General features: G+C 71.0%; 3 protein-coding genes and 1 pseudogene. 3 read left to right on the forward strand and 1 reads right to left on the reverse strand.

Going from position 1 to position 5,338, the window contains the following annotated elements:
* Nucleotides 1-162: 162 nt before the first annotated feature.
* Nucleotides 163-1,329: an L-rhamnose isomerase gene (gene rhaI, locus PV350_RS44195; RefSeq protein ID WP_499514859.1), complete on the reverse strand. Its 1,167-nt coding sequence runs from the start codon at nucleotides 1,327-1,329 to the stop codon at nucleotides 163-165.
* Between the two features lie 311 nt (nucleotides 1,330-1,640).
* Between rhaI and PV350_RS44200 the strand changes: the two genes are divergently transcribed.
* The 3 genes and pseudogenes from PV350_RS44200 to PV350_RS44210 form a co-directional block, all read left to right on the forward strand.
* Nucleotides 1,641-3,161, forward strand: a complete 1,521-nt coding sequence (locus PV350_RS44200; RefSeq protein ID WP_499514860.1) for a sugar ABC transporter ATP-binding protein — start codon at nucleotides 1,641-1,643, stop codon at nucleotides 3,159-3,161.
* Nucleotides 3,158-4,213, forward strand: a complete 1,056-nt coding sequence (locus PV350_RS44205; protein WP_500339019.1) for an ABC transporter permease — start codon at nucleotides 3,158-3,160, stop codon at nucleotides 4,211-4,213. The genes PV350_RS44200 and PV350_RS44205 overlap by 4 nt, the downstream gene beginning before the upstream one ends.
* A pseudogene (locus PV350_RS44210) lies at nucleotides 4,206-5,243 on the forward strand (ABC transporter permease); the annotation flags it as partial. The gene PV350_RS44205 and the pseudogene PV350_RS44210, both read left to right, overlap by 8 nt.
* Nucleotides 5,244-5,338 lie beyond the last annotated feature (95 nt).

Consider the following 5,338-nt stretch of genomic DNA (forward strand, 5'->3'; position numbering starts at 1 on the left):
GGGTAGTGGTGTCTAAGAGACAGTAACCGACGTGAGGCCCCTGCTCCGGGGGTGCCGGGAGGGGGGCGGGCTCACGCTGGACCCCGTCCTCGCGTTGCCCGCCTCCGGCTGGGAGGAGCACATCTTCGCCGACCGCGTCGGCGGCCCCCAGGCCGGCAGGGCCTACGCGCCCCAGCCGGCCTGGGTGCCGCCGACGCGGTCGGCCACGATGTGCTCCTGCCAGCCGGAGGCGTGGTACGCGGCGACGGGGTCGGGGGCCAGGCCGCGCTCCTCGCGCACCTCGCGCAGCAGCGGGCGCACGTCGGTGTTGTACGCGTCCATGAGCGCGGCGTTGGCGGCGAGGACGTCACCGGAGCGCTGTGCCTCGCCCAGGGCGTCGAGATCCACCAGGAGGGCCTTGGCGGTGGCCTCCTGGACGTTCATCACCGAGCGGATGACCGCGGGGATCTTGGCCTCGATGTTGTGGCATTGGTCGAGCATGAAGGCCACGCCGGTCGCCGCGTCGAGGCCGCCGTTCTTCGCGACCTCGTGCAGGATCCGGAAGAGCTGGAAGGGGTCGGCGGCACCGACCATCAGGTCGTCGTCGGCGTAGAAGCGGGAGTTGAAGTCGAATCCGCCGAGCTTCCCCTGGCTGAGCAGGAAGGCGACGATGAACTCGATGTTGGTGCCCGGCGCGTGGTGGCCGGTGTCGACGACGACCTGCGCCTTGGGGCCGAGCTTGAGGCAGTGCGCGTAGGCGGTGCCCCAGTCCGGGACGTCGGTGGTGTAGAACGCCGGCTCGAAGAGCTTGTACTCCAGCAGCATCCGCTGGTCGTCGCCGAGCCGCTCGTAGACCTCGGTGAGGGCCTCGGCGAGACGTTCCTGGCGGCCCACGATGTCGTCCTGGCCGGGGTAGTTGGTGCCGTCGGAGAACCAGAGCTTGAGGTCGGCGGAGCCGGTGGCGTCCATGATGTCGACGCACTCCAGCAGGTGGTCCGTGGCCTTGCGGCGGACCCGGGGGTCGGGGTGGCACACGCTGCCGAGCTTGTAGTCGTCGTCCTGGAAGACGTTGGAGTTGATCGCGCCCAACTCCAGGCCGCGCTCCTTGGCGTGGGCGCCGAGCGCGGTGTAGTCGTCCACCCGGTCCCAGGGGATGTGCAGGGCCACCTTGGGGGCGACGCCGGTGAACTCGTGCACCTTAGCAGCGTCGTCGAGCTTCTCGTACGGGTCACGGGGCACCCCGGCCTGGGCGAAGACCTTGAAACGGGTGCCGGAATTGCCGTAACCCCAGGACGGCGTCTCGATCCGCTGGGCTGTGAGTGCGGCCTTGACGGCTGCGATGTCAGGCATGTCCACCTCGGATGGCTCGGTGAATCGGCTCAGTGAACCGGCTTTAGTGAATCGATTCATTCGCCTGTGAAGCTATCCACGTCCACCGGTGGCCGTCAAGAGGTCTACCGGTCTCGATCCCCGTTATTGAATCGTGTCATCCCTGCCGCAAAAGCGCGTTGTTGCTGTTCGTGCGGCATTGTCGGGCCTGTTACCTGCGGGTTTCGCGAGGGTGCAGGTCAGGCGGGGGAGGCGGCGGCTCTTGACGCTTTCGCGGGGCGGGGCTAGCTTCCCGGCAACTCCGTTGAAACATTTCATAGCAGGAGGGCGCAATGACGCACCCCGAACCGGAGACCACTCCGGTGCTCGCGCTCGAGGGGGTGAGCAAGTCCTTCGGTGCCGTTCGCGCTCTGCGCGGTGTATCGCTCCGGCTGCACGCCGGCGAGGCCCATGCCCTGGCGGGCGAGAACGGCGCCGGCAAGTCGACACTGATCAAGACCCTCGCGGGTGTGCACCGCCCGGACACCGGCACGGTGCTGCTCGACGGCCGGCCCGTGGAGTTCCACGGCCCGGGGGACGCCCGTGACGCGGGGGTCGCCGTCATCTACCAGGAGCCGACGCTCTTCCCCGACCTGTCGGTGGCCGAGAACATCTTCGTCGGCCGCCAGCCCCGCCGTTCGCTGGGCAGGGTCGACCACAAGGCCGTGCGCGACGCGGCGGCCGATCTCTTCCGCCGCCTCGGCGTGGACCTCGACCCGGAACAGCCGGCGCGCGGACTGTCCATCGCCGACCAGCAGTTGGTGGAGATCGCCAAGGCGCTCTCCTTCGACGCCCGCGTCCTGATCATGGACGAGCCGACCGCCGCGCTCACCGGCAGTGAGGTCGCCCGCCTCTTCGGCGTCGTCAAGTCCCTGCGCGAGCAGGGCGCCGCGGTGCTCTTCATCTCCCACCGCCTCGAGGAGATCTTCGCCCTCTGCCAGCGGGTCACCACCCTGCGGGACGGCGCGTGGATCGCCAGCGAGCCCCTCGACGGGCTCACCGAGGACGACCTGGTGCGCCGCATGGTCGGCCGCGACCTGGACGAGCTCTACCCCAAGCAGGACGCCGAGATCGGCGAGGTCGCCCTCAGCGTGCGCCGGCTCACCCGCGAAGGCGTCTTCACCGACGTCTCCTTCGAGGTGCGCCGCGGCGAGATCGTGGGCCTGGCCGGCCTCGTCGGCGCCGGGCGCAGCGAGGTCGCCCGGGCGATCTTCGGCGTGGACCGCAGGGACGCCGGGGAGGTCGTCGTCGACGGCAAGCCGCTGCGCGGCGGCGCGCCGAGCCTGGCCATGGCCGCGGGGATCGCGCTGGTCCCCGAGGACCGCCGGGCCCAGGGCCTGGTGATGGACATGTCCATCGAGCGCAACATCGGCCTCACCGGCTTCGCCGCCACCACCAAGGGCGGTCTGATGAGCCGTGGCGCCGAGCGCAGCCGCGCGCTGGACTGGGCCGTCCGGCTCCAGGTCAAGTACGCCCGGCTGGCCGACGTCGTCGGCACGCTCTCGGGCGGCAACCAGCAGAAGGTCGTCCTCGCCAAGTGGCTCGCCACCGCGCCCGGGGTGCTGATCGTCGACGAGCCCACGCGCGGCATCGACGTCGGCACCAAGGCCGAGGTGCACCGGCTGCTGTCGCGGCTCGCGTCCGAGGGCGTGGCCGTACTGATGATCTCCTCCGACCTGCCGGAGATCCTCGGCATGGCGGACCGCGTCCTGGTGATGCACGAGGGACGACTGACGGCCGAGATCCCCCGGTCGGAGGCGACCGAGGAATCCGTGATGGCGGCGGCCACCGGCCGCGTGAGGAGGGCGGCGTGACCGTGACCGCCGACACCCCGCAGCAGATCGCCGCGGACGAACCGACCGCGTCCCGCCGCTTCCTGGACCGGGTGCTGAAACTGCGGGCGCTCGCCGTGCTCGCCGTGCTCGTGGTCATGCTGGCCGCGACCCAGGTCTACAACAGCGAGTTCCTGTCCCAGCAGGGCGTCAAGGACCTCCTGCTGAACGCCACCATCCTCGTGCTGGTCGCCATCGGCCAGGCCATGGTCGTCATCACCCGCAACGTCGACCTGTCGGTCGGCTCGGTGCTCGGCATCTCGGCCTTCGCAGCCGGCACCTACCTGCACGGCGGCGGCAACCCGCTGATCGCCGTGCTCATCGCGGTCGCGCTCGGCGTGCTCTTCGGCCTGCTCAACGGCCTGCTGGTGAGCCTGGGTCAGGTCCCCGCCCTCGTGGTGACGCTGGGCACGCTCTACATCATCCGAGGCATCGACTCCATCTGGGTCGGATCCCGTCAGATCACCGCGGGCGACCTGCCGGCGAGCTTCGTGGACTTCGGTCACGACGGCCTGTCGGTGATCCCCTACCTCGCGCTCCTGACGCTCGCGGTGCTGGTCGCGGTCGGCTACTACCTGCGCAGCTACCGCGGCGGCCGCGACCTGTACGCGCTCGGCTCCAGCCCGGAGGCCGCCCGGCTGGCCGGCGTGCCGGTCCGCAAGCGGATCCTGACCGCGTACGTGGTGTGCGGGGCGCTCGCCGGACTCGCCGGCGCGCTCTACCTCGCCCGGTTCGGCAACGTCGACTCCGGCACCGGCAACGGCTACGAACTGACCGTCGTCAGCGCCGTGGTGGTCGGCGGCGTCGCCTTCACCGGCGGCTCCGGCACCGTGTACGGCGCCGCGCTCGGCGCCCTGCTGCTGACCTCGATCAACAGCGTCCTGCCCTCCATCGGCGTCAGCTCGGTGTGGGTGCTGGCCATCGACGGCGTCCTGCTCCTGCTCGCCATCGCCGTCGACCGGATCGTGGCGCTGCGGGTGGCCGGCGTCCTCCGCAAGCGGGCCGCACAGATGAGGAGTGCCCACCATGCCTGAGACCACCAAGGCCCCCGCCCCGCTCGCCCGCCTCGGCGGCGCGGTGCGCTGGGACACCGCGGTCGGCGCCCTGCTCGTCGTCCTGCTGATCTGCTCCTTCTCCTTCGTGGACAACTTCGGCAACGCCTTGAACGTGTCCTTCCTGATCGGCAACACCCTGCCGATCGCGCTCATCGCGCTGCCGATGACCATGCTCGTCGTCTCCGGCGAGATCGACCTGTCCGTCGGCTCCACCGCCGGCCTGTCCGGGGCCGTGATGGGCGCGCTGTGGAACGGCGGCATGGCGATCGAGACGATCATCCCGCTCTGCCTGCTCCTCGGCGCCCTGTGCGGCCTGGTCAACGGCCTGCTCGTGACCCGGCTCGGCCTGCCCTCGCTCGCCGTCACCATCGGCACGCTGGCCGCCTACCGCGGCATCGCGCAGATCGTGCTCGGCGCCGACTCCGTCACCGACTTCCCGCAGCAGTACCTCGACTTCGGCGCCGGCCGGATCGACGGCACCTTCATCCCGTACGCGGCGATCCCCTTCGCCGTACTGCTGCTCATCGCCGTCCTCGTGCTCCACGCGACCCCCTTCGGACGTTCCCTGTTCGCCGTCGGCGCCTCGGAGGAGGCGGCCCGGTTCGCCGGTGTGCGCGTGCGGCGGCTGAAGCTGGCGATGTTCGTGACGACCGGTCTGGTCTCCTCCCTCACCGGGATCTTCTGGGCCCTGCACTACGCCAGCGCGCGCTACGACAACGCCACCGGTCTGGAGCTGTCCGTCATCGCCGGAGTCCTGCTCGGCGGCATCGACTTCGACGGCGGGAAGGGCACCCTGGGCGGCGCGATCGCCGGGGTGTTCCTGCTCGGCGCGGGCCAGAACGTCATGAGCCTGCTCAACGTCTCGGCCCAGTCCCAGATCGTCGTCACCGGCGTGCTCCTGGTGATCTCCGTCCTCGCCCCGAGGATCGGCCGTCAGGTCTCGCAGGCCAGGGCGCGCAGGAGGTCGGGCGACGAGGCCCCGGCCGCGCTCGCCGCCGGGCCCGCCCCCGCGGGGGCGGCCCCGGCGGTCCGGCGCAGCGCCCACGCCGCGCTGCGCCGGTCCTCCGGGGTCGCCTCCGCGTACAGCGCCGCGGATATCAGCGG

Origin of the sequence: Streptomyces sp. PA03-6a (assembly GCF_033792765.1) — a bacterium.
Taxonomy (GTDB): domain Bacteria; phylum Actinomycetota; class Actinomycetes; order Streptomycetales; family Streptomycetaceae; genus Actinacidiphila.